The sequence below is a fragment of the Hymenobacter profundi genome (assembly GCF_019334315.1).
Taxonomy (GTDB): Bacteria; Bacteroidota; Bacteroidia; order Cytophagales; family Hymenobacteraceae; genus Hymenobacter; species Hymenobacter profundi.
This window is the reverse complement of the sequence record NZ_JAHWGL010000030.1, coordinates 1-25,712: the sequence shown is the minus strand read 5'-3', so window position 1 is coordinate 25,712 and position 25,712 is coordinate 1. Positions and strand designations below refer to the sequence as shown.

Below are 25,712 nucleotides of genomic sequence, written 5' to 3'. Positions count from 1 at the left end.
ATCGTAAAACACAAAAGCACCCCAAACCTAGGCTCGGGGCGCTTTTAGTAAGTGTACTAGTTAAGTTACTCCTTCACTATTTTCCGGGTTACTTTTCCTGAGGCTGTCTCTACAGTTACCAGATACGTGCCGGTACGCAGAACGCTCAACGACACAGTATTAGAAGCATCCAGCGTGCGAGTCAGCAACGTCCGCCCCGTTAGATCAGTTACTGTTACACGAGCCTCTACCAGCGACTCGCTGGTGCTGATGTTGAGCACGTCACGGGCAGGGTTGGGGTAGAAGGTTACTTCGCGGGCAGCTTCTATGTTAGTGATAGCAGCTACCGGTGAGTAGGCGAACGTGCCGTCTTCGTCTACCTGCTTCAGACGATAGTAAGAAACACCTGAGAGCGGCTGTGCATCAAATGCTGAATAAACCGTTCCGCTAGCTTTAGAACTATGTCCTTTCACAAACTGTAGCACAGTGAATTGCTCACCATCCTGGCTGCGCTGTACCTCAAACCCTTTATTGTTCTTCTCGCTGGCTGTAGCCCAATCCAATTTCACACCACTGGTGGTGAGCTTGGCAGCAAACGACTTCAGTTCTACAGGTAGCGGCGTACCGGGTATACTGGCATCTACTGGTACAATTTGGCTAGGTGGTGTTGGCGTGCGGTAATTCTCAGCACCTGGCACCGACAACCGCTTACCTGAACTATTGGTGGCCACATAGTTGTAGTCAAATACGTAGAAATAGTATGGTTTGCTAGGATCTAAGCCTTTCACTACCGCCTGATCGCCAGTACCTGTATAAACTGCGTAGTAGCCTGGCACTAAAATATCACCCTGCCCAAAAGTACCGTCTGCTGACAGATAAGTTTGTCCGTCCTGCGGCTGCGAGCTACCACTTAGCGAGTTAGATAAGCTGGCAATGATAAGTCGTCCTTCACCCGCGCCATTTACTGCTCCACCCTGTGCTGGGGAGAAAAACACGGTAGCTGTTGAACCACTTCGTGTCACACTAATGGTAGTTTGTACAGTAGGCTGCGTATCGAGGGCTCTGCCGCTAAGACCACCATTTACCGAGAAGTCTTGGAATGTTTTAGTAATGAAATCATCGCTCCGGAATTGAAGCTTCGACGTAGCATCCCCAATGTGAGTAGGTTTATAACGCACATACACCACCTGATCAATACTGAACGTACTTGCATTTGGAGTGAACGTTACTGTCTGCCCAAAATCAGCATCGTTCTGAGTCAGCGAAATCTGAAACTGATCCTGTAGGGGGTTGTTGAACTGACTAGGTTGTTGAGTCAGCACCTCTGCTATGGTAATCGCCTGACGAACCCGCACAGCACGTACCGTAACAGCCACCAGATTCGATACTGTCCCAACAACTACGTTGTTGATCTGCGGCGTTTGCACCACAATTTCAACCGAAGGAGCACTGAAGCCTTTTACTTGCACGGCCGCGCCCACAGCGGGGTCGCTGGTGTTGGAAATGCTGGCCGGATCGGGTTGATCACTTGCAACAGAAGGCAGATAACGAACATAAATAGATACCGGATTCTGGAATCCGTCACCAGTAGCATTGTTCCGCACCACCGTGATTGTATTGCCAGTGATATCCTTTCCATTGGCATCCTTTAAACTGGCAAAGTCTGCTTCTTGTAACGCTACCTGGAAGTTGTTGGGAGCCTTCACTGTAATATCCCGAATTAGGCCCTGGCCATTCAGCTTGTAAGACTGCGTTGCAGAAGCTACCCCAGGCACCGTTGAGAAATCGGTCAGCGTATTGTCGGCCGATATGGTAGCCGCAACACCATTGCTGTTTGCTACCACATTCACTACCTTATTAGGCGCACCGCTATTAGGGCTGCTGACCGTAATTGTACCAGCATAGCTACCTGCGGTAAGCGTGCCACCCAATCGTACTTCAATTATACGCTCGCTTACATTACCATCCACAGGCTGGAATACTAATGGCTTAGATTCAAAATCGCCAATCCCTGCTGCCCGAATCTCAATATTAGGGTTTGAGGAAGCAGAACTAGCGGGCGTCAGCACCAGCGGGTTGGTTCCCAGCAGCGTACCACCCACCTTGAACGTCAGCACCTGCGCCGAGCCGTTTGAGGAGACCGAACCGAAATCCAGCGTTGCTGGGTCGGGATTGATAAAGACATCGGCTACCGTAGGAGCCGGTAAGCCGTTGCCATTCACTTGCAAAATGGAATTAACCGTTGTACCCGAAGCAGCAGCAATGACGGCAGCCCGGTTGCCAGCGGTGGAAGGCGAGAACTGCACCTGTAGTTCGGTGCTGCTCAGAGTACCAGCGGTACCGGTCAGAGTCACTTGCGACCCAAAGGCTCCTGTTGTGCCACGCCGGATCAGAAACTCGTTTGAAGGCGAGTTAACAATAATTGTGTTGTTATCGAGATTTTGCCCGCTCACGAAGAAAGAAACCGCATCGGATGAGCGTCCAACCTGGGTATCGGAGAACGTGATATTGGCAGGCGAAACCGTCACAACGGGAGCTGGGGCAACGCCAGTACCTGAGAGAGCAACAAACTGCGTAGTTGCGCCGGTGCCGACAAAAGACATATTGCCACTAAATACGCCGGCCGTTACGGGTGCAAAGCGCACTTCTACCACAGCATTCACAGCACCATTAGCCTGTGTGAGCGTCAGCGTGTTGCCAGCGGAGAGGAAAGCAGCATCGCCCTGCTTGCGAAACTCATAACCTGTTGGTACCTGCACGGAAATATCGCTCATCAGGCTGCTACCCTGCACGACAACGCTCTGAATATTTGATTTTGTATTCGTTTCCACGTTGCCAAAGGACAACGTAGCGGGCGAAACAGCAATAGTTGGCGCAACCGCCGTTCCACTCACTGCAACTGTTTTCTGCGTGACGCCTGTAGTATTAAACGTAATCTGCCCGCTGTATGTGCCTGCAGCCGTTGGATTGAATACCACTTCTACTACTGAATTGATAGCCCCGTTGGTTGGCGTCAGCATAAGGGTAGCACCCTCTGCCAGGTAAGCAGCGTCGCCTTGTTTGCGAATCCGGTAACCGGATGGTGCGACAACGTTGATAGCAGACGTTAAGCCACTACCCGAAACGCTAATTGTTTGGGAGGCTGATTGCGCATTAATGGCAGTGTTAGTAAAACCTAATGACGGCGGATTAACAGTGAAGTTGGGCGCAACAGTAGCGGATAGAGCTACATCATCAATGGCAATGTAGTCGCCAGTAGGACCAGTACTATTATTTTTTCCTTTACGCGTAAAGCGTATGGCTATAGCATCTGCTGTGTTTCCATTAAAAGGATTGGTAATACTGATAGCACTCCACCCATCAGTCTGCAGAGCGTTATCAATGGCAGCAGACGGGATAGAAGTATAAATAGGGTTTCTAGCTGCTGGGTTTAGAGAATATTCTGCTATAAAATCCCCTGGAACGGATGCAATACCCGGCGTTGCATACAAGTTAAACCTCAGTACTATGTTCGTTAACTGAGAAGTGTTAATTCTAAAAATAGAGAAAGTACGATTATCCGCTGGCAATTCTTCAGCGCTACCCCCAGTGACAGGATCTATATTACCGAAATAGATGAATGAACCCTGTGAACCTGGAGATGGTGGTATATAAGGATCTGATTTGATTAGAGTAGCATTACCAGCAAAGGTGAATCTGCCACTGTTGTCAAAATTGTTATCCGTGTTTGCCTGCACAACAGTTTTAGGTCCTGCCGTACCAAACGTCTCTGTGAACGTCTGCGCCCAACTATTGACTGCTGAACTCAACAGTAAGAGTAACACTGCAACCCAAGGTCGAGCATATCTTCCCCAAGGTAAACTGTACAATTTTTTCATAGTGAATGGAAAAAGGAGGTTCTTTTAGAATATGCTTTTTTCTGGAGCATGAGATTTGTGCTTCTACGCAGTAAGTCTATTCTATATCATAAACATTTAATGAAAATTTATGATTTATCAAATAAACCTCAAAAGAACAGGCTTTGCTATTCTTTCCTTTTAAGAAGCCATAATTCATGCCAAGCCCCGTAATGAGACAATGAATACGTATTATTCCAATCTGTGCAATATTGATTTATAATACTTTGCGTTATGACTATTCCCAAGCTAAGTACAATTATTAGCTAGCGTACTTGCTTTCGCAACGCAAAATAAGGGATATAACTTTCCCAATTAGACAGCCTCAGACATCAGAAACTATCTATTCCCAAAGCGGATATAATTCCAAGTCTACCTCCTGCCCAAAGAAAATGCGGGTGCTCTCCTCAAAACTGCGCGTGAAGTCGGATACGTAGAAATGGTGATGCGGGCGAGTGGAGGCCGAAGCCAATAGCTGATGCTTTGTTAGCATCTCTTTCAGTGCCAGTGCTACCACATCAGAGGGGTCGAGCACGTCGATACGATCCTGATAAAAATGCGTTATCTGCTCCCGAATCAGCGGATAGTGGGTGCAGGCTAACACTAGGGCCTCAATGGCTTCAAGCGACGAGTCGGATAAATAGTTCTGGATAACGCTTTCACTGATCGCGTTATCGAAAAAGCCCTCCTCTACCATAGGGGCCAGCAGTGGGGTGGCCAGCGCGTGTAGTTCAATTCCGACGGCCAAGTCGTCAATCTTTTTACGGTAGACGTTGGAGCCTACCGTTTGCTTGGTGCCAATCAGGCCGATGGTACGCCCGGCGTAGTGCTGCCCTACATACGCCACAATAGGGTCTATAACATTCAGCACTAAGGCTTTACTACCCACGTATTCGCGCACTAGCTCATAGGCCGCTGCCGAAGCCGAGTTGCACGCAATCAGAATGGCCTTGCATTGTTGCCGCAACAGCACGTCGCAGATCTTGACAGAATACGCTTGAATGGCCGCGGTCGACTTGTCGCCGTAGGGCAGATGCGCCGTATCTCCAAAGTAGACCAGTCGCTCGTGGGGTAGGGCGCGGTTTACGGCCCGGGCTACCGTGAGGCCGCCAATACCACTGTCGAAAATGCCGATGGGGCGTGATGCAAACTCAGGAGAAGGCGCCATAACAGGCACGAAGGTAAGGTCTTTCTCCCGGTCAGCCTTATTGTTGGTTGCTGGTTTTGCAAAGCAAATTACTTCCAATCAGGGTAGGTAGCATTCTCAAATAAGCGCATCCGGTTGGCACCATTCAAATCAACGATCCAGACTTCGGGCACTGAGCGGGCCACGTTGTTTACCTGCACGAAAATCACCTTGCTCCCATCTGGCGCGTAGTGCGGCAGCACATCATTGAAACCCAATGGCTTACTATTAGCGGCACTCGCTCCAGAACCTGTCCCAGCCGAAATATCAACTAGGTTGCTACCATCCAATAGCTGAGAGAAGATGTGTGCGTTGAGTTGCCGACCGGTTCCATCGTCGTACCCATCTACGTCGCGGGTGTAAAGCAGGCGGCGCCCGTCGACGCTGAATGACGGTGAATCGAGGCGGCCCGACAAATTTCCTATTGCCAGGGTCAGGCCTGTACCATCGGGCTTGAGGTAGTACAGCTCAGAATCATAGACACTGACGCCCACTGTTTGCACCACAATCCGATTGCCTTGGCTTGTCCAGTCGCATTCACGGAAGTGCCGCTCGGCGGGGGCTGTGGCTATCAATGTTAGGCCTGTACCGTCGCGGTTGATGCGGTAAAGCTTGTTGTAGCTACTATACAATAGCTGCGACCCGTCGGGCGACCAGCAATAGCCCGTACCAAAATTGAAGTAGCCTTCCACGGGCAGCTGCGTAATCTGCCGTTGATCCGACCCGTCGCGGTTCATCGTATATAGCTGATACTGCCCGGTGGCGTTGGAAGCATACGCTATCCGGTCGCGGTTGGGACTCAGCCGCGGCGCGGTTTCTACAGAAGCGGAGGTGGTCAGGCGCAGTAGCATGCTGCCTGTAGTGTTGGAAGAATAAATATCTGTGTTTCCGTTTACCTCGCGGGCGAATAGGTAGCGATTATCGGGTAGGGCGCCCGTAGTAAAGCTCCACAGATTGGAGCGTGTAGCGGCTCCACTCCCATTTCGGATCGTTACTTGCCAGAAGTAGGTGGTGTTGTACTGCAAGCCGGTGGCGCGCACGGTAGTATCGCGAGAGTTGGTGAGCAACTGGCGCCGAACAGTGGAGTTGCTTTCGTATAGCAGCACATCGTAGCGCAGAGAGTCGCTGAGGAGTGCAGGGCGCACCGGGTGCCACTCCAGCGTCACATCGGGGCCAGGCACGTTGGCCTGGTCGGCGGGCGCGGGCCGGGTAGGCGCGGCGGGCGCGGTGGCCGTCTGGCTTTTGGTGAGAATAATGGCTACTTGGGCCGTCTGGTTTTCCTCTACTGTAATGGTAGTAGTAGCAGGTTGATACTCCGTTTTGGAAGCTGTAATGGCGAGGCGCCCGGTAGGCACTCGCTCCAGCAAAAAACTCCCCTGCGCATCGGTTACCACGGCCGAGGTAGCAGGTGTAGTGCTAATAGCAACGTTGGCAAGGGGCTGGTTGGTGCGGGCATCGCGTAGCACACCCGACACGTTCCCGTAATACACAGGCTCTACCGGAGTGTCTTCGCAAGCGCTCAGCGCCAGCCAGCAGAAACAACAGAACAGCCAATGGCACCAGGTTGCGCGTACATAATGAAGCATCACAGCAATATGATAAAGAGTGGGTGGTAGGGAGCGGGTAGGGCGAACGACATGCGGCTATGCAGCACTGAGATAAGCAGGCTAGTGAGTGGGCGTAGACTGCCACACTGAGTCGCGGGCTAACAGAACACCGGCGTGGGTGAAAATGCGCAACCGTCCAGCATAGGCACCACCCGCATCTACTGTGATATGCGAAAGCCGCACCGTCTGACCAGGCAGCAACTCAAACTCGCCGCTTTGTCGACTCGTTGCCTGTCCACCCTGGCTTTTTTTTGCCACCACCAACTCGTAGCGGTAGCTGGCTGGCTGGGTGCTCTGGCTGTGGCAATACCCGGTGATGCGTAATTGAACCGCATCACGCTCCAGCGCAATTTTCGCCTCGCAAGGTTTTTCCCTATCCTGAAAGGCCAATAAGCAGCTAGGAAGCAACACGTGTAGTATATGTTTTATCATACGCTAACCAAGTAGGTGGTCTGCTTTTCAGCAGCATGGGGTGGAAAGCATTATTAATCGAGACTAGGGTAGGCTAATCGTACAGCATGGCTTTAGCACCGCTGCCCGCAATGGGAAAGACCAACCTGATGGGCTGGTCTTTCCTACTGTACTGGGGCTGCCTATTACTGCCCTACTTTGCCCTGCTCAATGCTCAGACGAATGCCGTTGCCGCGCATTTCGATACTGTAGCCCTGTGGTACCGCTGGGCCCGCATCGCGCGTGTTCAGCAAATTGTTGTTACCTTCTTGCAACACGCTGTATTCCATATTGGAGGTTTGGGCTTGACGGTTCAACAGGTTGCCATTGCCTTTCTGCACGAGGGTAGTCAGGTTCTGGTCGCCGAGTACCTCGCTCACGGCCATATTGTCTTGGCCTTGCTGGGTGATGCGGGTGGTATTGCCCGTGCCCGTTTGCACAATGTAGGCTTTGTTCAGGCTCCCTACCTGCTCAATGAAAGCCCGATTCGTCTGGTTGCCTGCATTTTGCTGGGTAGTGAGGGCCAAGTTGCTATTGCCCTGCTGCACAATCTCCGACAAGTTTTGCAGGTTCACGAGCAACGGTACGGGCAGGTTTTTCCAGTTGGCCCCCAGGTCTTCCACCAGCCGCTGCTCAGGCGTAGCGGCTTCGCTGCGGCCAAGCTGCTGGCCCAGTACGGGGTAAGCGCCCCAGCTTAGCAAGCCACTCAGTACCAAAAGCAGTGCGTATTTCATGATTTTTCAGAGAAGGGGCACCCTTGCTTCGCCATTGCTAAAGCCGTAGCTGGGTGCTGCTCCCCGGCGAGAGACTTACGCACCCAACTGGCTAGGCAGGCGGCCAGAGTACCACCCGCCACTGCTTAGCGACGGTCTTGCGAAACGATAGCGGCGTTGGAGTTGCCGCCTTGCTGAATGGAGCTGCGTTGATACTGGTCGCCACTCATAATAACGCCGCTTGCCAGCGTTTTGCCCTGAAGCGTAACGGCCGTATTAAGATCACCTGTCTGCTGCTGCACGGCGGTGCTGTAGTTGGTATGCTGAAAAACATCCCCACTGTTGCTGTTACCTTGCTGGTCTTGCGAGGAAAGGTTGTTGTTCCCGTACTGGTTGAGGTTGGCAATGTTGTCGTTACCCACGCCAGTTCCTGTGCCTTGCTGACGCTGCTGTGCCCAGTTGTTATTGCCGTTTTCAGTGCCACCGGGAGTATACGAACCATCTACCTGGTCTACGTTGATGCCAGCCTTGTTGCGGCTGCCGTTCTGTAGTTGAATCGTTGTGTTTTGGCTACCCCATACAATGGTCTGTGCTTGGTTGCTAGTACCGGTTTGCACCTGAAGCCCGTAGTTGCGGTTGCCTTCGCGTTGGTAAAGTTGGGCGTTATTCTTGGTGCCACTTTGGTCTACCACAGCCACGTTATTATCACCACGGTCTTTAGCAGGCGCGCCCGATGCCTGGCCCTGAATTACCACCGAGCAGTTATCAATAGATGCCAACGATGGAGCGCTGTAATTAGGATTGGGGTTGCTTTGATTGACAGGCCGAGCGTTCAAGCTAATCGTTTCGCAGCCGATGCAATCATTCACGTTACGGAACTCAGCGCGGGTACCAGTCTGTGCATGGGCAGCTCCAGCCAATAGCACAGCACCTGCAAGCAAAAGTTGAATCTTTTTCATGTTGGAGGTATAAGTATGATTATGTTGTGTTTTAGCAACAGATACCCTCTGCCGCTATCAGAAAATTTTTCTTGCTCTTTCCGGAAGAACAAGTCAAATATAGGGGTGTAAAACAAAACCGCAAACGATTTCGTATTGAAATAATATTTTTTTATGTAAAAATAATTATACTATTAGCGGTTAGTAGTACTAATCCTTTTCCTCCTCTCAAAACAGTACTATTCCACTGTTTTCACCATATTTTTTTCTTCTAATTACCAGCCGTTTTCGGACGCCTTTTTGCGTTGCCTACTATATAGGTCAACCCCACTTGTAGGGAGGTGGTGTTATCGTTGTACTGGCCCACGCTTGCGCCGTCTAGGTTGTCGCGCAGAAATAGCCGCCCGTCGGCGCTGCCGGTAGCGCACCACTTGCCGCTTAGCTGATACTCCAGTCCCACGCCCAGGGTAGCGTGGGGCACTATCCCGCGCGGGCCGGTCTCGTTGCCGCGGCCGTGCTGCGTAGCCCCTCCGGCCAGCGTTAGGTAGGGCGAGAGCCGGTCAGTGGGTAGCAGGCGCATCTGCACGCCCGCCTCGGCATAATAGATTGTCTGGTCGAAGAAGCGCTCTGTGGCCAAGCGCCCACCTCCAACCGACACAAAGGGTAGCCAGCGGCCACCTTCCAGCTGGTACAGCAGTTTGCCCTGCATTACGGGCGTAACACGCGGATTGGCAAAGTCGCCGGCGTAGCGTTGGGCGCCTGCCGTGAGGGTGGCGTGAACGGCCGGATGGCGCTCCAGCACCTGCCGGCCCAGCACGTCGTAGTGCAGGCCATACTCCCGCTCCCGTACATAGGCCAGCATTTTGCTACCCGTGCGCTCCGTCGAGTCCTGCACCGCCCACAGGTTTAGCTGAATACCTTCGAATACCAAGGCTTGCACAGCCTTCTCAATGGCATCCTTCACGGCCATCTCGCTGGGCTCGTTGTAGGTGAAGCCGGTTTCGGTTTCCAGCAGCCGCTTAAACTTCACAAAGCGAAACAGGCTGGCGTCTACCTGCTGCGACAAAATGGTTTTGGACGTGTATACGGTCTTCAAAATCTGGCCGGTGCTGGTGCTGATGGCCCGCAGGTACACCGTCACGCGGTCTTGCCGGTATTGCCCGGAGGCACCCGCCCCAAAGTAGCGCAGGCCGGCCCCGCCGGTCAGCATATTGGCATCGTACGATATGATGCCGCCCTCCAGGATTACGCCCGCAAACAGCAGCGGAGGAAGCACCGGCTGCTTCACACCAGTTTGCTCGGCAAACTCGGCGCGCGTGGAGCGAATGATTTTGCGCTCGTTAAGCAGGTTGCCCAGGTTTTCGCGCTCAATCGGGTCAAACCACCCCGATTCTTCCAAGGCTTTCAGCAGAATGGTGGTAGCCCCCTGCGTGATGGCCGTGGAGAAGCTAGACCCATTGAGTTGGGGCTTGTATTGGCCGGTTTGGTCTCGAAACTTATACACAGCCACTACCGTGCGGGCTTTAGGGGCGGGCAGGTTTCGCATCTCGCGGTTGGCGTTTACCTCGGCACCCAACCGGGCGCGCTCCGTGCCGAAAGGCTGGTGAAAATAGGGCGTGCAGCCAGCCAACAGCAGGCCGCATACTACAGGTAGGTAGCGGAGTAAGCGTAGATTCATACGGGTGGGATGGGGCGGGTAAACGAACTGATAGCAGCGGGTAGGCAGCCCGCGCCTACGGGATATTAGGGATAGTGACGGTGGTTTGGTTGCCGGTGGCCGGGTCAGAAATCTGGATAACTACCCCCGCGCTTCCCGGCGTCACCTGAATCTGGTAGCCGCCTACTTGGTAAGTGCCCGCCTTCACGGTGCTACCCTGCCCAAACTGCGAGGTAATAAACCGGTCCGTTAGCTGACTCAGAATCTGCCGGTTCAGGCCCGCCGCAAAGTCGGCCAGCGGGTCGGTGGCGGCTTGTGCACGGCTGCTGTTAGGGTCTTTGTTGGTGTCCTGGGCCGTGGCGGCGCTCAACATCCAGGAATAGTTGAAGGAGTTCCCGCCCCCAAAATTGGGGTTCTTCGGCTCGTATATGAAATCTTGCGCCTGCGCAAAACCCGGCAGCAGGTATACACTCAGCAACACCAAACAGAAGCGAAGCATTTTCATGAGAGAAGGGTAGATAAGAGGGTGGAGAGATAAGTGGCTGTAGTAGGGTAGGACGGCGGCTAGTATACTTCCAGGGTGCGCCGCTCGCCCCGCTCCAACTGGCGGCTGATTTCCTGACTGGTTTGCAGGTACTCTATTGCCAGAGCAATGGCCTGGCTGGCAGCTTCCTCTACCAACTCCTGCCGCGGTTGCAACGGAAATTCAAGCAAGTCTTCGTTGTTGACGCTCACGGCTACCAAGGCCGAGTTGCCGCGGGCCGGTCGCTCGCTGATCGTCACCAGAAAGTCTTGCACACCCACAGGCGCCTCGAAGCCGGCGTAAAAGGCATCGTAGAAATCGTGGCCAATCTTCGTCACCGTCTGGTCCATTACTAGGCCGCTCGCTTCGGGGCCACCAATAGGCGCCTGAGTGGACTGGAGCGAATCGGCGCGGAGCAGTAGGCGCAGGGCCTCTTCCACTTTCTTGGGGGAGAGTTGCCGACTTTCTTGTTTGCCCGGCAGCTTGGAATCCGCTTTGGAGGGCTGGTTTACACGCACCGGTGCCCGGCGCTCAGCTTGCCCATAGGTAGTGGGCATACCCAGCAGCCCTACCCAGCATAACAAGCCGCCACATACCCGAACCATAGCGGAAATCCTCGCGATGTTCATACAATTGTCTTATTCTTATGCGATATGACTTACTTTAAACAAAAATCAATTCCTGTACATACAGAGATAAAAGCCAATAAATAACTCAAAAATGGCTTTATCGGACGGTTCACATAAATGTAACTGTCTGATAAAATAATACAACTCCCGCAACCGTTATTTGCATTATAATTATTAATTAATCAATATTTTATCGAATAAATCATATAATATACACTGTGCTTTGCCTGGGATTTATATCATGAGCACTAACCGCATACTTATCAGCCTTTCATCCGCCAAGACTGGAGAATGGTGCTGCTGTTTTTCCTCAACCATGTGAAATGCAGAGAGACAGGAAGCTTTAGGATGGTCCTTATCTTACCTTTGTAGCATGAATCTGCTTTCCGCTGAGAATATCTCGAAAAATTACGCCGACCGTTGGTTGTTCCGCGACCTGAACTTTGGCCTGCAACAAGGGCAGCGCGTGGCGCTGGTCGGCATCAACGGCACCGGCAAAACCACGTTGCTGCGCATTCTGGCCGGTATTGAGCCCGGCGATACGGGCTCGGTGAGCGTGCGCAAGGAAACCCGTGTGGCCTTCCTAGGCCAGCAGCCGGTGTTCGACGAAAACCTGACGGTAGAAGAAACCATCTTTGCCAGCCAAAACGCTACCCTCGCTGCCATCCGCGACTACGAGCACGTGGTAAACGACCCCAACCACTCGCCCAACGAGCTGCAACGGGTGCTGGAGCTGATGGACACGCACAATGCCTGGGACTACGACTCGCAGGTGAAGCAGATTCTGGGCCGGCTAGGTATCCTGGGTGAATTGCTGGAACGCAAAGTCAGTAACCTGTCGGGGGGGCAGCGCAAGCGTGTGGCCCTAGCCCGCGTGCTGATTGAGGAGCCCGATGTACTAATTCTGGACGAGCCTACCAACCACCTCGACCTCGATACCATTGAGTGGCTCGAAAACCGCTTGGCCTCCCCTACCCTCACGCTGCTGATGGTAACCCACGACCGCTATTTCCTGGATAAAGTAGCCAACGAAATTGTGGAGCTAGACCAGGGCCGCGTGCACCGCTACCAGGGCAACTACTCCTACTTCGTAGAGAAGAAAGCCGAGCGTGAGCAGATGGAAACCGTGGAGGTGGAAAAAGCCCGCAACCTGTTGCGCAAGGAATTGGAGTGGATGCGCCGCCAGCCCCAGGCCCGCGGCACCAAGCAGAAAGCCCGCATCGACGCGTTCTACGAAACGCAGGAAAAGGCCAAGACCAAGATTGGCGGTCCGCAGTTGGAGCTGTCGGTAAAGACTACCCGCCAGGGCGGCAAAATCATTGAGGTAGAGCACCTGCACAAGCAGTTTGGCGACCATGTGGTGCTGGACGATTTCAGCTACGTGTTCAAGAAAAAGGACCGCATTGGCCTGATTGGGCCAAACGGTGCGGGCAAGTCTACTCTGCTCAACATGCTCACGGGCCGCTTGGCGCCCGACTCGGGTACCGTAGATGCGGGCCAGACTACCGTATTTGGCTACTACACCCAAACGGAGCTGGAGTTCGACGAATCGCAGCGTGTGATTGATATTGTGAAGGAAGTGGCCGAGGTAGTGGAAATGGCCAACGGCGACGTGGTAACGGCTTCGCAGTTTTTGCAGCACTTTCAGTTTCCGCCGGCCCAGCAGTACACACTGGTAAGCAAGCTGAGCGGAGGCGAGAAGCGCCGCTTGCAGCTGTTGCGCGTGCTCATCAAGAATCCCAACTTCCTGATTCTGGACGAGCCGACCAACGACCTGGACATCATCACGCTGAATATCCTGGAGGATTTCCTGCTGAATTTCGCGGGCTGCTTGCTTATCGTGTCGCACGACCGCTACTTTATGGATGCGCTGGTGGAGCACGTATTTGTGCTGGAGCCAGGCGGCGTGATGCACAACTTCCCCGGCAACTACACCGACTACCGCGAGTGGCAGAAAGAGCACAACACGGCCGAGTATCAGCAGCAAGCTGCCAAAACGGCCAAAGCCGCCGCTGGGGTGGCGCCTGCTGCTGCTCCGGCAGCCCCTACCCCTGCGGCGACGCCCAAGCGCAAGGCCTCTTTCGCTGAAAAGAAGGAATACGAAACGCTGGAAGCTGCCATTGAGCAATTGGAAAACGAGAAGCAGCAACTCGTAGACAAGCTCAGCAGCGGCAACGGTACCCCCCAGGAGCTAGCCGACTGGGCGGCCCGCCTTAAGAAAATTGATACAGAGTTGGATACCAAAGGCGAACGGTGGCTAGAGCTAGCTGAATTCGTGTAGACAATCTCCACAAAGCAAAAGCGCCGACTCCCACGAGCCGGCGCTTTTGCTTTGTGGAGCTACTGCTTCGTCCGGTTTTGCGTGAAATCGAACGTGGCGGGCTGCTGCTCGTTGACAGGCACTACTACCCGAATAACATCGGCCGCATCGGTGCGCGGAAAGTAAACGTAGCCGCGGATGTACTGGCCCGGTGGCAACGTGTTTTTGCGCAACAGCCGTTGCTCTACCTCCTCCTTCGTGTATCGTACCTGGTCGGCCGCTATGCTGTGGTCTATGCGGTGGTTGGTGTAGTAGTCTCGCTCACTTTGCTGCCGTTCCTCGCGCTCGTCTATCTCTTTCTCCGTCTCTTCTTTCTTGATGCTGGCCACATTTTCTGTAATGTGGCTTAGCGTGGTGAGCAATTCGCCGAAACTGACTTTGGTGGCTTCTTTGGATTCGTACGCCAGCTGCGTTTCCAGTTGCTGCATGCGTTGCTCTGGGTCGATGGCCGCTACGCGCCCGGGCACATTGGTGGCGGTACCTGCCGCTGCGGCCTGGGTAACCACGGGTTGGTAGTAAAACTGCTCGGGGGCTACCAAAATAGGCTGCGAGGAGCCATTTTCTACTACTGCCTCAAACACCAACTCTCTACCTTCATACCGCACGAAGCTCATTTGCACCAGCATACTGTCCTGCTCTTGCAGCATCATTTCGCGCCCTTCATACCAGATAGTATCCGCCGCCGTGGGTTTCATGGTGAGGAAGTAAGACGGTCCGCACGCGCTTAGAAGGCTGCTGACAATCAATATAGATAGCCGTTGCAATAATTTCATAGGGTAGTAAGCTACAGGGTAAGTAATCTGAAAGTAAATAAACGAAATAGGGTATACAGGATATATAGAAGCGGTTTAGTAATTTTCTAAGCCGCTTTATAAAACAAAACCCAGGCTACGCTAGCGCAACCTGGGTTTCAACAGTAGATTCTTTCTAGCTTATGCTTTCCACACCTCCTGACGCACGGTCTTGCCTACCGTCAGAAAAAGGCGAGTAGGGTTAGGTATCAAAGTAAGACGGGCTTCCTTGCCGGAATATTTCTCTGAGTCGATCCAAACGCCTTCCTTGGGGGTAGGCTCGCCGCTGATGTTGGCGGGCAGGTAGGCCGTGGGCAGCAGCACGTCGGTATCGGAGCCCAGGTCGTCGTGCACTTTCTCCAGCGCTTCTTCCAGAAACTGGCCGTACTCGTCGTTGAAATCGTCTTCCAGATCGTGCAGTTCTTCTTCTACGTCGTCGTAGCGGGCGTCGTCGTAGGTGAGGGTTTGCAGTTCCTGCTTTTTCTCAATCAGGGTAACGAGGGCTTGGTTTAGTTCAGTAACGTTCATAGGTGGTACAACGGCGGAGGTTAGAGTTAACGATACAAAGGTGGGGAGGAATCCCTACATTTCTACGGTGGCAGGGCGTGGAAACCCACGAAGGGCCTACCGGCAGACTAGTATACGGGCCAACGAACAGTTGTTTTCGCAAGTTCGCTCCAGGCCTCTTTTACGTAGTAACGGAGATTCGCCAGTGCTTTTCGCGCTGATATTGTGTAAACCTCTTTTCTTTACCGCCGTTCTCAAAAGACCGACTTTTTTTACTTCCACAATTCCCTTTTATGGCTCTCTCCCCCGACGTTCAGCAGAAAATCAATACCTGGCTCTCCGGCAACTACGATGCGACCACCAAAGCCGATATCCAACAGCTGGTAGCCACCGGCCAGGACGATGCGCTCAACGATGCCTTCTACCGCGACCTGGAGTTTGGCACCGGTGGCCTGCGCGGCGTGATGGGCGCCGGCTCCAACCGCATGAACCGCTACACGCTGGGCATGGCTACACAGGGCCTGAGCAACTACCTGCTGAGCTCGTTTCACGGCCAGGAAATTAAAGTGGCCATTGCCCACGACTCGCGTAACAACAGCAAAGAGTTTGCGCGCATTGCGGCCGATATCTTCTCGGCCAACGGCATCACGGTGTATTTGTTTGATGCCCTGCGCCCTACCCCAGAGCTGTCGTTTGCCATCCGCTACCTGGGCTGCCAAAGCGGCTGCGTTATCACGGCTTCGCACAACCCCAAGGAGTACAACGGCTTCAAGGTGTACTGGAACGACGGCGCCCAAGTGGTAGCACCGCACGATAAGAACATCATTGAGGAGGTGCAGAGCATTCAGTCGGTGGATGAGGTGAGGTTCCAGGCCGACGAGTCGAAGATTCACCTGATTGGGCAGGAGCTGGACGATGCCTACCTCGCGCAGGTGCAGCAACTCAGCATCAACCCGGCCGCTATTCAGCGCCAGTCGGACCTGAAAATCGTATTTACCCCACTGCATGGCACCGGCATCACGCTGGTACCGAAAGCGTTGGAGCGCTTTGGCTTCCAGAACGTGCACGTGGTGCAGGAGCAGGCTACCCCCGACGGCAACTTCCCTACGGTGCAGTCGCCGAACCCCGAGGAAAAGGCTGCTATGCAATTAGCGCTAGATCAGGCCAAAGCCCTCGATGCTGACATCGTACTAGCTACCGACCCCGATGCTGACCGCGTGGGCATGGGTGTGAAAAACGACAAAGGCGAATGGGTGCTGCTGAACGGCAACCAGACAGCTGCCCTACTCACGCAATATATGCTGTCGGCCCGCAAGCAGGCTGGCAAGATGACCGATAAGGACTTCATCGTGTATACGATTGTGACCAGCGACGTGCTGGGCGACATCGCCAACCGCTACCAAGTGAAGGCTTATAACACGCTTACAGGCTTCAAATACATTGCCGGCATCATCCGCGACCTGGAGGGTAAGGAAACGTATATCTGCGGTGGCGAGGAAAGCTACGGCTTTATGATTGGCGATTTTGTGCGCGATAAAGACGCTGTATCGGCGTGTGCGCTGGTGGCCGAAATGGCGGCCGTGGCCAAAGACAAAGGCCGCACGCTCTACGAAGAAATGGTGCAGATGTACGCCGACTATGGCCTCTACAAAGAACACCTGATTTCGCTGACCAAGAAGGGCCAGCGCGGCGCTGAGGAAATTCAGGAGATGATGCGCGACCTGCGTGCCAACCCGCCTGCTACCATTGCCGGCTCGCCAGTGGTGGAAATCCGGGATTACAAAACCGGCAAAATCACGGATCAGAAAACTGGCCAAACCACCGATACTGGCTTGGAAAGCAGCAATGTATTGCAGTTCCTGACCGAAGACGGCAGCAAAATTTCGGCCCGTCCCAGCGGCACCGAGCCCAAAATTAAGTTTTACTTCAGCGTGAAGCAGCCGCTGAAATCTACTGTGGATTTCGACTTGGCCGACCGTACGTTGGATCAGCGCATTCAGGCGATTATCGAGGATATGCAGTTGAAATAGGGTTAATTTAGGTCCTGATAGACTAAAAAAAGGCCTGTCATCCTGAGCGGAGCGAAGGACCTTCTCATGCGTGAACGAGTCGTTAATACGATTGTCGTTCACGCATGAGAAGGTCCTTCGCTCCGCTCAGGATGACAGGCCTTTTTCATTTTTACAATACTCTCCACCCCAGCCCTACCCTATATCTGCCGCTTCAGGCGCAGGCTCGTAGAGAACAACTCCCCGTTGGGGCGGCGCACGATGAATATTAACTCGCGCTTGTCGCCGGAGTGTAGCAGGCGGCTGATTTGCGTGAGCGTCATGTTGCCGGTAGGCTGCATGTTGATGATGAGTAATTCGTCGTCGGGTTGCAGGCCGGCGGCGGCGGCGGGCGAACCGGGCTCTACTTTCAAAATGAGGTAGCGGCGGTAGTCGGTACCAACTGCCAGCAAGTCAATGCCACTCATATCGTGCTCAAAAGGGTCGTGGTAGAGCGCGTTGGGTCGCAGCAGCAGCACGCCCCGCTGGTAGTCGATGATGGTGGTGAAGCGCTTGAGCAGCTCGAAGCCCAGGCCACCGTCGCGCGGCACGGTGGTCTTTAGGCGCACTTCCTGTGCATCGGGGAAGGATGTGAGGAGCGACTTCACCCGGTAGCGCCCCAGCTGCATGCTCTGTACCCGCGCCAGGTAGCCGTTGATGTTGCCACTGAGGCCTAGCCCTAGCTGCGCCCGCAGCCGACGTTGGGGTAGGGGAATATCAGACGCCGAGCCGGTTTCCAGCGACAGGGCATGACCCGCGCCCGTGTCCAGAAGCAGTTTTAGGGGCATCGTCAGGGTGTCGTTGAGCTGCACGGCGGTGGTCAGGTAGGTGCGGTTGGCTCGCAGCGTTAGTGGAATGCGGGCCCACCGCCGCGAACGGGGCGCCCGGTAGCGGATGGGGTCGTGGAGGTAGAGCAAGGCCGGATCGGCGTGTATTTCCACCACAAAGCTCTGGAACACATCGTAGCCCAAAATGCCGTGAATGGGCATTCCTACATAGGCCGACAAATTGAGTATGTCCTCCGAAAGCGTGAAGAACGTGAGGGCCGGTGCTACCGCTCCCGGCAGCTGCACCTGCACGCTATCTACACGGTAGGCCAGCAGCGGCTGCTCCGATTCGCCGGCGCCCATCAGCCGTATTTCCTCGCCGGTGCGCAGTTGCAGGAAGTTCTTCACGGCCGGATCGGTGAGAATGGAAATCCCTACCCCCGAATCGAGCAGAAAATTGTACGGCCCCTGCCCATTGAGCCGGGCACTCACAATAACCAAGTTGCGCTGCAACAGAAACGGTAGGCTGATGCGGCGCGCCCGTGGCCGCTCGAACCGAAAGGCCGGCTTTTCCTGCGCTACCAATGGCCCGGCGCTCAGCAGCAGCGCCGCCAGCAGCCACAGACGACTACCCTGAAAAATCAGTGTAAGTACTTGAACCAAGAGCATACAGGGTAGGAAAGAGCGTTGGGTAAGATACGCAAAAAACGTACGCCCCGCCACTTCACCCCTACCCTAGCCTACTCCGGCAATTCCCACGTACCCTGCGGATTGTAGTGCAGCGCTCCGCCCTGGATGTGCAGCGGTGCCGCCACGTTGTTGTGGTACAGCTGGCCCGTGCCCAGGCCCTGCGGAAAGCCATCCATTACGTACTGCCCGGCAAACTGACTGATGGCATTCAGCCCCACGTTGGATTCCAGCGCCGAGGTCAGCCACCAGCCAATGCTCAGCTGGTTGGCCGTGCGCAGCCACTGGAGCGTGCGTTGCAGCCCACCCAGTAGGGTTGGTTTCAGGATGATGTAGGCCGGCCGAGTTTCCGTGAGCAGCGCTAGTTGTTGTTCGGCCGGTACTCCAATCAACTCCTCATCCAGAGCCACCGGCACCGGCGACTCGCGGCAGATGCGGGCCATTTCCGCCCACTGCCCCGCCCGAATGGGCTGCTCGATGGAGTGCAGCGCAAACTCGCTGAGCGCTGCCAGCTTGGCTAGCGCCTCGGCGGGTGCAAAGGCGCCGTTGGCATCCACACGTAGCGTCAACTCCTTGGGGCCGGCCACCGCCCGGATTTCGCGCAGCAGCTGCAATTCCGTGGCAAAATCTAGGCTTCCGATTTTCAGCTTCAGGCAGGAATAGCCTTCTGCCAGCTTCTTCTGAATTTGCTCGCGCATGAAGGCCGCGTCGCCCATCCACACCAGTCCGTTGATGGGTAGGCCAGCCTCGCCCCGGCTGAACGGCGTATCGTAGAGCAGGCGTCGGCCGCCATGTTGCAGGTCGAGCAGGGCGGTTTCGAGGGCGAAGCGCAGGGCCGGCAGGTCTTCCCCCACAAACTGGTGCGCTTGTTCGGGTGGCAGCTCCGGCAACGCAAGCCGGTTGAAATCTGCACACAGTGCCTGAATATGCGCCTCGAAACCGGGGCCATAGTCGGGGCTGAGGCCAGCTAGTGGGGCGGCCTCGCCCAGCCCTACCACGCTGGGCTGAGCAGTGTCGTGCACGTGCAGGTACCAGGCCACGTGCTCGGTGAGGGCGCCGCGCGAGGTGCGGGCCGGGAAGTTGAAGCGAAGCGGGCGGTGCGAGTAGCGGAGCGTAAGCATAGAAAATCGGTGGCATGTGGACCGTCGGTACACAACAGCGCACGTTGATTTCGGTTGGCTGTCACAAAAAAATAAACCCTTGGCTTGGCCAAGGGTTTACGCATGTAGTAAGTATAGCAACTACCTAGCGGGTAGCCGTCTCCGGACGTGTGCGGCTGGCCATACCACCTTTGCGGCCGGCAGCGCGAGCCTCTTCCGAGGTGAAACGGTGTCCGCGGCCGCTGGCGTGCGAGGCTTTTCCGCCTTCGCTGGCAATGCGGCGCTGCTGCTCAGGATCCATGGCGGCAAAACCGCGGGGGCTCTTCGTAACTGTTTTGTTGGCCCGGCGCTGTGCTGGACGACGAGTGGTTGTGGAGGAAGTGGCGTTGGTTTGCATAGCGCTTAGTGGTAAAAGGATGAAGAATAGAACTTGCCATCTGCGTAAGCAAGTCAGGACAAGAGACGATAAAAAGAAAAGAAAGGACCGATTTTATGCCTATAAATCAAGGTTTATACTGAACAGTATGGTTACTTACCGCACCACGCCGCGATAAATACGGATGAGCTTGCAGAGAGCTGTATTTATCACAATTCGTTGTCCAACGCCTACCTTTTGCCGTACGTATTAACAACCTGCCAACTCCACTAGTATGTCTACCACTGCTTCCCCAACTACCGTTACCACTACCCCTACCACCCTCAATACCAACTGGCTAACCCGCTACCAAGCCGTGCGCGAGCAATCGGTGGCACTGTGCCGCCCGTTGCTGGCCGAAGATACCGTGGTGCAGCCTACCCTCGATGTGAGCCCACCCAAATGGCACTTGGCGCACATGAGCTGGTTTTTTGAGACGTTCCTGCTGCGCGAATACCTGCCGGGCTACACGGTATTCCACCCCGAATACGCCTACCTGTTTAACTCCTATTATAACTCGCTGGGCAGCCGCGTGAACCGTGCCGACCGCGGCACCATCTCGCGCCCACCGCTGGCCGATGTGTACGCCTACCGCGCCCACGTAGACGCGCACATGGCTCAACTGCTGGCCCTAGCCGACACCCTACCCGCCACGTTTGCCGAGCTGTTTGAGTTGGGTTTGCAGCACGAGCAGCAGCACCAGGAGCTGCTGGCTACGGATATCAAATACATTCTGAGCACCAGCCCGTTGGCACCCGCCTACCTACCCGCGCCAGCCGACCAGAAACCAGCTACCTCAGCCCCCGCCGCTACCTGGCTGCCTGTAACCGGAGGCATCCAGCGTATGGGCCACGAGGGTACTGGCTTTTGCTTCGACAACGAGCTACCGGTACACGATACCTACGTGGCTGACTTCGAGTTACAAAACCGCCTGGTAACCAACGCCGAATACCTGGAATTCATACAGGCCGGCGGCTACAAGGATTTTCGCTACTGGCTGGGTGAGGGTTGGGAACTGGTGCAGCGCGAAGGCTGGCAAACTCCCTTGTATTGGGTGGAGAAAGATGGGCAATGGTTGCGCTTCACTCACCACGGCTTGCAACCCCTGAACATGGCCGCGCCAGTCACGCAAATCAGCTTTTACGAGGCTGATGCCTACGCGCAGTGGTCCGGCCACCGCTTGCCCACGGAACAGGAATGGGAAATTGCGGCCCGACAGTTTCAGCCTACTACGGCGGCCGGCACCTTTCTGGAAAGCGGCCTCTTTGACCCGCAGCCCCTTCCCGCCGATGCCGACCCCAGCCAGTGCCACCAGCTCCTCGGCGACGCTTGGGAATGGACGTATTCGCCCTACCATCCCTACCCCGGTTACCAGCGTGCGGCTGGGGCGCTGGGCGAGTACAACGGCAAGTTTATGGTGAACCAACTGGTGCTGCGCGGCGGCTCCTGCGCCACCCCCGAAAGCCACATTCGCCCTACCTACCGCAACTTCTTCCACGCCGATAAGCGCTGGCAGTTCACGGGTATTCGCTTGGCCCGGTAACGGCTGTCATCCTGAGCTTGCGAAGGACCTTATCACGATTGAACGACAGACGTAGCAACGACTCGTTCTGCGGGCATAAGGTCCTTCGCTGCACTCAGGATGACAATCTCATTGTAAAACCGCACCCGATACTTTTTCTTTCATGCCCCACCTCTCCTCCCCTACCTCCGCCGAGCCAGCAGCACCCGCTTCTGCTACTGATCTGGGCCAGCACGTAGCCGACGGCCTGAGCCGCACGCCCAAAATGCTGTCGTCGATGTATTTCTACGACGACGAGGGTAGCCGACTGTTTCAGCAGATTATGGCGCTGCCGGAGTACTACCCTACTCGCACCGAGTTTGCCTTGCTTACGACGCACCAGGCTGCCATTGCCGATGCGCTACGCCCTACAGCCGCCGACGAGCATTTTTTTCTAGTGGAGTTGGGAGCTGGTGACGGTCTGAAAACCAAAATCTTACTCCGCCATCTACTCGATACTGGCGCCCGTTTCACCTACGTGCCGGTCGATATTTCGACGGGTGCTTTGGATGGCTTGGTAGCCAGCCTGACCGACGAACTGCCAACACTACCCGTGGAGCCCGTAACGGCCGACTATGCCGACGCGCTGACGCTGCTGGCCGCCCGGCCCGGCCGCAAAGCGGTGCTGTTTCTGGGCTCCAACATCGGCAACTTCTTACCCAAGGATCGGCATGAATTTCTGCGGAGTGTAGCCCGTCCGCTTTCGTCCGACGACCGGCTGCTCATTGGCTTCGACTTACAAAAAGACCCGCGCCTGATTCGGGCGGCGTACGACGATACACAGGGCATTACGGCGGCGTTCAACTTCAATTTGCTCAAGCGTTTGAACCGTGAGCTGGGTGCCGATTTCGACTTGGAGCATTGGCAGCACTACACCGATTATGACCCGCTGAGCGGGGCCGTGCACTCGTTTTTGGTGAGCACCCGCGCCCAAACGGTGCAGTTTGCCGCCCTGGATTTACACGTGAAGTTTGCGGCCTGGGAGATGATTCATACCGAAAACTCCTACAAGTTCACCCTACCTCAGATTAAGCAGCTGGGCCAGGAAGCCGGGCTCACGCTGGTGCATTCCTTCTCGGATGCGCAGGCTTATTTCGCGGATGTGGTGCTGGCACCTGAGTAGCCACGGCCTAGCTTGCGGCTTCCTTTCTATCTTCTGACTTCTCTGGTATATGTCCTCTTCGCCTCTGGTTAGTCTGGCTTCTGGCTACGGCCCCTACCCTACCCCCGCCGTGGCGGTGGAAGCGGCTATGGCTGCTCTGCGCAGCAACCGGGCCCTGCCCGTATCGGCGGCCGAAGGACAACCGGAATTACGGGCGGCCCTGGCGTCGCACTACCGGCAGCGGGGCGCCACCCACGTCACGCCCGAGCACGTGGTGGTGACGCCCGGCGGCAAAGCGGGCCTGCTCACGCTGCTGCAAGCCGTGCTGCAACCCGGCGACGAAGTGCTGGTGCCGACGCCTGCGTGGTTTGGCTTCTGGGAGGTGATTCAGCGGGCGGGCGGCGTGGTGCGGCTGCTCCCGCTCTCTGCCGATGATAACTACGCCTTTACCCCGACGCAGCTCGCGGAGGCCCTCACGCCCCGCACTCGCCTGCTGCTGCTCACCAACCCCAACAACCCCACCGGCCGCCTCTACACGCGGGCCGAGGTAGGGGCGCTGCTGGAAGTCACGCAGCAACACCCCGAGCTGCTGGTGCTCTCCGATGAAATCTACGATCTGGTGCAGTTTGGCGAGGACCCGACTCCTACCCTGCTCTCCTTTCCCGACCCGCACGCGCAACATTTGGTGCTCAACGGCTTCTCAAAGTCGCTGGAGCTGGTGGGCTGGGGTGTGGGCTATCTGGTAATGCCGCCAGCGCTGGCCCGCAAGTGCGCGGCCATCCAATTTGCCACCGGTAAGTCGGTGCCCGCGCCGGCCCAGGCGGCAGCCCAAGCGGCCGTAGAAGCCGCCGACGCCATTGCGGTTGACCTACTGGCCCGGCTGGCGCCCAACCGGACGCAGCTCCTGCACGCCCTGACTGCCCTACCCCACGTGCCCGCCCTACCCCCGCCGGCCGGCACCTACTACGCCTTCCCCGACCTACGCGCCTACCTTCCCCCAGCCGAATCGGAGGAGGTTGCCTCGGCTGCCCTGGTGGCCCATCTAAAATCCAACGGAGTAGAGGTGGTAGACGGCACCAGCTGCGGCACGCCGGGCTTTGTGCGGCTGTCGTACGCCGTGGAGTCCGAGGTACTGACCGAGGCGCTACCTCGGCTGCGAATGGCGCTAGAAGCAATGCGCAAGTGAATTTAGAGCGCTTTCGGTTACCCCATCCCCAGCCCCTCCCCTCCGGGAGAGGGGTGCGTTCTGACGAATCATTCTGATGTTGACTGGCACCCCTCTCCCGGAGGGGAGGGGCTGGGGGTGGGGTGAACGGCAGTGCTTCGCATTACGCTACCTTTGCCGGCCCATTCATCTGCTTGTTATGTCTTTCACCGCGCTTCGTCCACACATTAAACCCACCTTGCTGCTGGCTTACCCGGTGGTGCTGAGCCAGTTGGGCCACGTGCTCGTCAACGTCTGCGACAGCGTGATGGTAGGCCACATTGACCCGCCTGCGTTGGCGGCTACGTCGTTGGCAGCTATATCCCTGGGCGTGAGCACAAGTACGGTAGGACTGGTGCTGGGCCTGGGCGTGTCGTTGGGCATCACGCCGCTGGTGGCCGCCGCCAATGGCCGCCGCGACGTGCCCGCATTGGGTAGGCTGCTGGTGAATGGCGTATGGCTGTGCCTGGCGGCCGGTCTGGTGCTGGCATTGTTGGGCTTTGCCCTAACGCCACTGCTGCGCTACCTAGACCAGCCGGCGGCCGTAGAAGCCCTGGCCCGCCCCTGGATTCAGGTGCTGTTCCTGTCCTACGTGCCGCTGATGCTCTTTCAGGCTTTCAAGCAGTTTGCCGAAGGCCTGGGCCTCACCCGCCAAGCCATGTACTTGTCCATCATGGCCAACGTAGTGAATGCCTTCCTGTGCTACGTCCTGATTTTCGGGCACTTCGGCGTGGCCCCAATGGGGCTGATGGGCTCAGCCTGGGCTACCCTCACGGCCCGCATTCTGATGGCGCTGCTCATGGGCACCTACGTGCTACGAGCGGCCCGCCTGCAACCCTACCGCGAAGCGGCCAGCACGCAGTTCCTCCCCGATGCCGTTACGCTGCGCCGGTTGTTGGGCCTGGGCGCGCCCATTGGCGTGCAGATGATGTTCGAAATGGGCGCCTTCAGCTTTTCCGCCATCATGATTGGCTGGTTGGGCGCTACGCCGCTGGCTGCCCACCAGATTGCCATCAACGTAGCTTCCGTTACCTATATGGCGGCCAGCGGCATTGCGGCCGCGGCCACCGTGCGGGTAGGCAACTTCTACGGCCTCGGCGACGGCCCCGGTGCCCGACAGGCGGGCTTTACGGCCTATTGGCTCACCTTCCTGTTTATGGGCACGATGGGCCTCATATTGGTAGCAGGCCGCCAGGTGATTCCCTACCTATACAACGACACAACCCTGGTGGTAGAGCAAGCCGCCGGGCTGCTGCTCATTGCCGCGCTGTTCCAGGTATCCGATGGCTTGCAGGTGGTAGGGCTGGGCGCGCTGCGCGGTCTGGAAGATGTAAAAGTACCTTCTATAGTAGCCTTGCTGGCATATTGGGCGGTGGGGCTGCCCATAGGCTACGGCCTGGGCTTTGGGCTGGGCTGGGGTGCAACCGGCGTATGGGTAGGGCTACTCACTGGCCTCACGCTGGTAGCGGGCGTGCTGCTCTGGCGCTTCCGGCAGCACAGCGCCCAAACGCCGGCAGCCGTGAATTTGGAACGGATTGTAATGGCGCATTAAGTGGTGAGGTTGTGAATAAAGAATACGGCTGTCATCCTGAGCCTGCGAAGGACCTTATCACGCGTGAACGACAAGCGTAA

The 25,712-nt window shown here is 56.0% G+C and carries 20 protein-coding genes; 6 read left to right on the top strand and 14 right to left on the bottom strand.

The features are described 5' to 3' along the window. Positions 1-65 precede the first annotated feature (65 nt). The 9 genes from KYK14_RS09425 to KYK14_RS09385 all read right to left on the bottom strand — a co-directional run bounded on the left by KYK14_RS09425 (position 66) and on the right by KYK14_RS09385 (position 11,578). Positions 66-3,857 carry a T9SS type A sorting domain-containing protein gene (locus KYK14_RS09425; protein WP_219158624.1) on the bottom strand — a complete coding sequence of 1,264 codons (3,792 nt, stop codon included), beginning with the start codon at positions 3,855-3,857 and terminating at the stop codon, positions 66-68. A 361-nt stretch (positions 3,858-4,218) separates the two neighbouring features. Then, positions 4,219-5,043 carry a glutamate racemase gene (gene murI, locus KYK14_RS09420; RefSeq protein WP_185283045.1) on the bottom strand — a complete coding sequence of 275 codons (825 nt, stop codon included), beginning with the start codon at positions 5,041-5,043 and terminating at the stop codon, positions 4,219-4,221. 68 nt (positions 5,044-5,111) lie between these two features. Further along, the gene (locus KYK14_RS09415; RefSeq protein ID WP_219158623.1) at positions 5,112-6,551 is read right to left on the bottom strand and encodes a carboxypeptidase-like regulatory domain-containing protein; all 1,440 of its coding nucleotides are present in this window, start codon (positions 6,549-6,551) and stop codon (positions 5,112-5,114) included. A 177-nt stretch (positions 6,552-6,728) separates the two neighbouring features. Beyond that, positions 6,729-7,100, bottom strand: coding sequence for a curli-like amyloid fiber formation chaperone CsgH (gene csgH / locus KYK14_RS09410; RefSeq protein WP_219158622.1), 372 nt, complete (start codon positions 7,098-7,100; stop codon positions 6,729-6,731). Between the two features lie 164 nt (positions 7,101-7,264). Further along, positions 7,265-7,852, bottom strand: a complete 588-nt coding sequence (locus KYK14_RS09405; protein ID WP_185283042.1) for a hypothetical protein — start codon at positions 7,850-7,852, stop codon at positions 7,265-7,267. A 125-nt stretch (positions 7,853-7,977) separates the two neighbouring features. Next, a complete protein-coding gene (locus tag KYK14_RS09400; RefSeq protein ID WP_219158621.1) occupies positions 7,978-8,790 on the bottom strand; it encodes a hypothetical protein in 813 nt (270 codons plus the stop codon). Positions 8,791-9,040: 250 nt separating this feature from the next. Further along, positions 9,041-10,447, bottom strand: coding sequence for a CsgG/HfaB family protein (locus KYK14_RS09395; RefSeq protein ID WP_219158620.1), 1,407 nt, complete (start codon positions 10,445-10,447; stop codon positions 9,041-9,043). A 55-nt stretch (positions 10,448-10,502) separates the two neighbouring features. Continuing rightward, positions 10,503-10,931: a curli production assembly/transport component CsgF gene (locus KYK14_RS09390; protein WP_243900069.1), complete on the bottom strand. Its 429-nt coding sequence runs from the start codon at positions 10,929-10,931 to the stop codon at positions 10,503-10,505. 59 nt (positions 10,932-10,990) lie between these two features. Further along, a complete protein-coding gene (locus tag KYK14_RS09385; protein WP_219158619.1) occupies positions 10,991-11,578 on the bottom strand; it encodes a curli production assembly/transport protein CsgE in 588 nt (195 codons plus the stop codon). A 373-nt stretch (positions 11,579-11,951) separates the two neighbouring features. Here KYK14_RS09385 and KYK14_RS09380 point away from each other — a divergent pair, with 373 nt between their 5' ends. Then, positions 11,952-13,859 carry an ABC-F family ATP-binding cassette domain-containing protein gene (locus tag KYK14_RS09380; RefSeq protein WP_219158618.1) on the top strand — a complete coding sequence of 636 codons (1,908 nt, stop codon included), beginning with the start codon at positions 11,952-11,954 and terminating at the stop codon, positions 13,857-13,859. A gap of 59 nt (positions 13,860-13,918) precedes the next feature. On the opposite strand, the gene KYK14_RS09375 is transcribed toward KYK14_RS09380, so the two are convergent. Both KYK14_RS09375 and KYK14_RS09370 read right to left on the bottom strand, forming a co-directional pair. Then, positions 13,919-14,593 (bottom strand): hypothetical protein, encoded by a 675-nt coding sequence (locus KYK14_RS09375; protein ID WP_219158617.1) that lies wholly within the window; start codon positions 14,591-14,593, stop codon positions 13,919-13,921. 237 nt (positions 14,594-14,830) lie between these two features. Next, the gene (locus KYK14_RS09370) at positions 14,831-15,217 is read right to left on the bottom strand and encodes a hypothetical protein (RefSeq protein ID WP_185283036.1); all 387 of its coding nucleotides are present in this window, start codon (positions 15,215-15,217) and stop codon (positions 14,831-14,833) included. A 272-nt stretch (positions 15,218-15,489) separates the two neighbouring features. Here KYK14_RS09370 and KYK14_RS09365 point away from each other — a divergent pair, with 272 nt between their 5' ends. Further along, complete coding sequence (locus tag KYK14_RS09365; protein WP_219158616.1) at positions 15,490-17,226, top strand: phospho-sugar mutase; 1,737 nt, start codon at positions 15,490-15,492, stop codon at positions 17,224-17,226. A 179-nt stretch (positions 17,227-17,405) separates the two neighbouring features. Here the strand turns inward: KYK14_RS09365 and KYK14_RS09360 are convergent, their stop codons facing one another. From KYK14_RS09360 to KYK14_RS09350, 3 genes are all read right to left on the bottom strand, one after another. Continuing rightward, positions 17,406-18,680, bottom strand: a complete 1,275-nt coding sequence (locus tag KYK14_RS09360) for an aspartyl protease family protein (protein ID WP_219158615.1) — start codon at positions 18,678-18,680, stop codon at positions 17,406-17,408. 71 nt (positions 18,681-18,751) lie between these two features. Continuing rightward, entirely contained in the window at positions 18,752-19,819 is a 1,068-nt protein-coding gene (locus KYK14_RS09355) for an o-succinylbenzoate synthase (RefSeq protein ID WP_219158614.1), read from the bottom strand. Between the two features lie 124 nt (positions 19,820-19,943). Then, positions 19,944-20,195: a KGG domain-containing protein gene (locus KYK14_RS09350; RefSeq protein WP_185283032.1), complete on the bottom strand. Its 252-nt coding sequence runs from the start codon at positions 20,193-20,195 to the stop codon at positions 19,944-19,946. Between the two features lie 253 nt (positions 20,196-20,448). Here KYK14_RS09350 and egtB point away from each other — a divergent pair, with 253 nt between their 5' ends. From egtB to KYK14_RS09330, 4 genes are all read left to right on the top strand, one after another. Continuing rightward, positions 20,449-21,756, top strand: coding sequence for an ergothioneine biosynthesis protein EgtB (egtB, locus tag KYK14_RS09345; RefSeq protein ID WP_219158613.1), 1,308 nt, complete (start codon positions 20,449-20,451; stop codon positions 21,754-21,756). A gap of 142 nt (positions 21,757-21,898) precedes the next feature. Continuing rightward, positions 21,899-22,897 (top strand): L-histidine N(alpha)-methyltransferase, encoded by a 999-nt coding sequence (gene egtD / locus KYK14_RS09340; RefSeq protein WP_219158612.1) that lies wholly within the window; start codon positions 21,899-21,901, stop codon positions 22,895-22,897. 49 nt (positions 22,898-22,946) lie between these two features. Further along, complete coding sequence (locus KYK14_RS09335) at positions 22,947-24,062, top strand: pyridoxal phosphate-dependent aminotransferase (protein WP_219158611.1); 1,116 nt, start codon at positions 22,947-22,949, stop codon at positions 24,060-24,062. A 178-nt stretch (positions 24,063-24,240) separates the two neighbouring features. Continuing rightward, on the top strand, positions 24,241-25,632 hold the full coding sequence (locus KYK14_RS09330; RefSeq protein WP_208305881.1) for an MATE family efflux transporter: 1,392 nt from the start codon (positions 24,241-24,243) through the stop codon (positions 25,630-25,632). Positions 25,633-25,712 lie beyond the last annotated feature (80 nt).